The 3013-nt window shown below is 43.5% G+C and carries 5 protein-coding genes; 4 read left to right on the top strand and 1 reads right to left on the bottom strand.

Annotation, left to right across the window (positions count from 1 at the left end):
* Positions 1 to 681, top strand: a 681-nt coding sequence (locus AACW06_RS19025) for an IS110 family transposase (protein ID WP_192076272.1), incomplete at its 5' end; no start/stop codon positions are given.
* Positions 682 to 714: 33 nt separating this feature from the next.
* Here the strand turns inward: AACW06_RS19025 and AACW06_RS19020 are convergent.
* On the bottom strand, positions 715 to 966 hold the full coding sequence (locus AACW06_RS19020; RefSeq protein ID WP_192076271.1) for a hypothetical protein: 252 nt from the start codon (positions 964 to 966) through the stop codon (positions 715 to 717).
* A 315-nt stretch (positions 967 to 1281) separates the two neighbouring features.
* On the opposite strand from AACW06_RS19020, the gene AACW06_RS19015 reads away from it, so the two are divergent.
* The 3 genes from AACW06_RS19015 to AACW06_RS19005 form a co-directional block, all read left to right on the top strand.
* Positions 1282 to 1554 (top strand): type II toxin-antitoxin system TacA family antitoxin, encoded by a 273-nt coding sequence (locus tag AACW06_RS19015; RefSeq protein WP_175242891.1) that lies wholly within the window; start codon positions 1282 to 1284, stop codon positions 1552 to 1554.
* Positions 1551 to 2048, top strand: coding sequence for a GNAT family N-acetyltransferase (locus AACW06_RS19010; protein WP_053308722.1), 498 nt, complete (start codon positions 1551 to 1553; stop codon positions 2046 to 2048). The genes AACW06_RS19015 and AACW06_RS19010 overlap by 4 nt, the downstream gene beginning before the upstream one ends.
* A 240-nt stretch (positions 2049 to 2288) precedes the next feature.
* Positions 2289 to 3013: IS30 family transposase (locus tag AACW06_RS19005; RefSeq protein ID WP_192076270.1), on the top strand; the 725-nt coding region annotated here is incomplete at its 3' end.

Here is a 3013-nt window from a genome sequence, read left to right as displayed (position 1 = left end):
ATTGGGCGCAGAGCCAAGAATGACCGTTTAGACGCAGAGTTGATTGCTCATTATGGCGAAGCCATCAAGCCAACCCTGACTGTCATCAAGGCAAAAAACATACGCTTAATGAGTGACTTAGTAATCCGACGCAATCAGTTATTATCCATGCAGACGATGGAAAAAAACCGAATTCAGATACTCCCAAAATCTCTTCACTCGACCATCAAGCCGATACTAACGGCAATAAAAAATCAAATCACAAAGCTAGAAGAAAAACTCGTTAAACTAATTGAAGATAGCCCTGAATACCAAGCCAAAAACACTATCTTGCAGAGTGTTCCTGGAATAGGAAACATTGCAGCGGCCTCAATTATAAGTAATGTCCCTGAACTCGGTTATATCACCAATAAACAAGCCGCTTCTTTAATTGGTGTCGCACCAATTACACGAGAAAGTGGACGCTACAAAGGCAAAAGAGTCATCCAAGGTGGACGAGCTCAAGTGCGGACGGTTTTATACATGGCAATGATGTCAGCCATGCAATGCAACCCTGTTTTTAAGGCGACTTACACGCGACTTGTTGACGCAGGAAAACCCAAAAAAGTAGCCATTATCGCGTGTGTTAGAAAGATGGTAGTTATCCTAAATTCGATGCTACGAGATGGCGTCATATGGGATGAAAATACAGCTAAAAAATAGTTATTGACACCATAGTCGTTTGTTAGCTGTGTCCTAGCGGTTTGCGACTAACTCTTGCAGTTTAGTATTTACTCTCTGGTAGTCATCTGTACCAAGTGGGTAGGAAGGACTTCTACGCCCAGCAATCGCGCCGTTGTAAACCATTTGAATTTTAACTACTTCGTGATTTTCATCATCCCACACTTCAGTGCCAATTGAAATCTTGTACTGAGTATTTTCTGGGTGAGGTGCGCTCGCATCAACGTAAGCAACTTTATCTGCGTGTGGGAAAAATGTCTTTGCCATGATTTAGCTCCTGTAACTAAGAATAGTTAAAACATAGCACAACTAAAAACCAAAGAAAACCTTTGGATTTCCATAGGAAACTTATAGTTTGGTCAAAAACAGCTAACGCCCAATTAAGTGGTGAACAACGCACTGACCAAGCCACTGCATTGCACCGTAAAACACTTTACCTAACGCATAGTAAAACTGCCACGCGTTGAGAATCCACTTGAATTGTTTGTTAGTTTGCGTGCCAAAGTGACACGACGATTGCTAATTGCACATTTTAAGACCATAATACCCATGTGACATTTTGACACAACAGGAGATAACATTATGGCTACTACCTTGCCTCGCATCACCGCTAGAGTTGATGTCGATACACAAGATTTACTCACTAAAGCTGCCGCTATCGCTGGTATGTCTAGTATTAACTCATTTGTTCTAAGCGCTGCAATTGAAAAGGCTAAACAAGTCATTGAACGTGAGCAAGCTTTAAAACTGAGCCAAGCCGATGCGATGTTGCTGATGGACGCATTAGACCGTCCAACAACACAGAACTCAAAACTAAGAGCGGCCTCTGAACGATACGAGAGCAAGGCTCAATGATGAATACGGTACTTTTAGATAAAGTTAAACACGATAGAAACCGATTCAACTGTGGTATCGAAGCTCTCAATAATTACTTAAAAGTAATGGCGAGTCAGCAAGCAAAGAAAGACAACACCAGAACGTTTGTTCTGGAAGATGATAACGACAGCTCACATATCATCGGCTTTTACACACTAACAATGACACCAATTGACTTAAAGGCATTGCCCGATAAATTACAAAAAAAGCACCAATCATCCACCTCTGGTGGCCTAATTGCCCGTCTTGCTGTCGATGACAGATACAAAGGGAAAGGCTTTGGTGAGTGGCTGCTCATCGATGCACTCAGAAAGCTATTAGCTGCTAGTGATAGCGTTGCATTTCCAGTTGTTATCGTTGATGCCAAAGACGGTGCAAAATATTTTTATGAACGCTATGGCTTTCAGGCATTTCAAGACGCTGAAAACAAACTCTTCATCACCATTGCAGATGTAAGAGCAAGCTTAGGCTAGTTAACTGCTAGCCTGTAGCAAACTAACGCCCAATTAAGTGGTGAACAACGCACTGGCCAAGCCGCCGCATTGCACCGTAAAACACTTTACCTGACGCATAGTAAAACTGCCACGCGTTGAGAATCCACTTGAATTGCTTGTTATGTGACTTGGATTCAAGTACGAAGTGCGACACCTCTGAACATAAAAACAGTGAGATGCGATAATCATCATTTTTGCTCCCGCCAAGAAGTAAAAAACATGAAGTACACGCACCTCACTGAGATTGAAAGGTATATGATTTCTGAGCTCAGAAAGCAAGGCATTAGTGTCGATAAAATCGCATCCCGACTCGGGCGCCATCGAGGCACTATCTATCGAGAATTCCAACGCAATTCTCGATACAACGCATATCGGCCGAACCCGTCTTACCAACCCGCTCGAGCACATCAAAAAGCTCGAAGTAGATTAAGACGCTCAAGGCGCAACAAACGCTATACCAAAACCGACTTCACACTGGTTGAAGCCTTGCTACGGCTGGATTGGAGCCCGCAGCAGATTGTCGGATACCTAAGGGTAAGACGCTATCCAACAATGAGCCATGAGCTCATTTACCAATATGTTTGGAACGACAAAGCAGAAGGAGGAACACTGTGGAAACACCTTCGTCAATCGACCAAAAAGCGGCGTAAGCGTTACAACTCAAAAGACAGTCGAGGACGCCTTGCCAATAAGCGTCATATATCTGTAAGACCGTCAGAAGCTGAGAATCGCGAAGAACCGGGCCACTGGGAAATTGATACCGTCATTGGTTGCGGAACTAAACACTGTATCGTCACTTTAGTCGACAGAATGAATGGCCTCACTTTAATCGGCCAGCTCGACAACCGAACCACAGCTTCACTCAATGCAAAAGTGAGCGAACTTATCATCCGCTCAGGCTTACCCTTTAAGACTATCACCGCGGACAATGGCACTGAATTTCA

This window comes from Vibrio sp. S12_S33, assembly GCF_963889785.1.
Taxonomy (GTDB): Bacteria; Pseudomonadota; Gammaproteobacteria; order Enterobacterales; family Vibrionaceae; genus Vibrio; species Vibrio aestuarianus.
Note: the sequence above shows the minus strand (reverse complement) of the source record. Positions and strands in the feature narration are given on the sequence as shown.

Excerpts from the sequence above, each read along its gene's own strand:
- AACW06_RS19020 (WP_192076271.1), bottom strand. The coding sequence starts at position 966 with ATGGCAAAGACATTTTTCCCACACGCAGATAAAGTTGCTTACGTTGAT.
- AACW06_RS19015 (WP_175242891.1), top strand. The coding sequence starts at position 1,282 with ATGGCTACTACCTTGCCTCGCATCACCGCTAGAGTTGATGTCGATACA.
- AACW06_RS19010 (WP_053308722.1), top strand. The coding sequence starts at position 1,551 with ATGATGAATACGGTACTTTTAGATAAAGTTAAACACGATAGAAACCGA.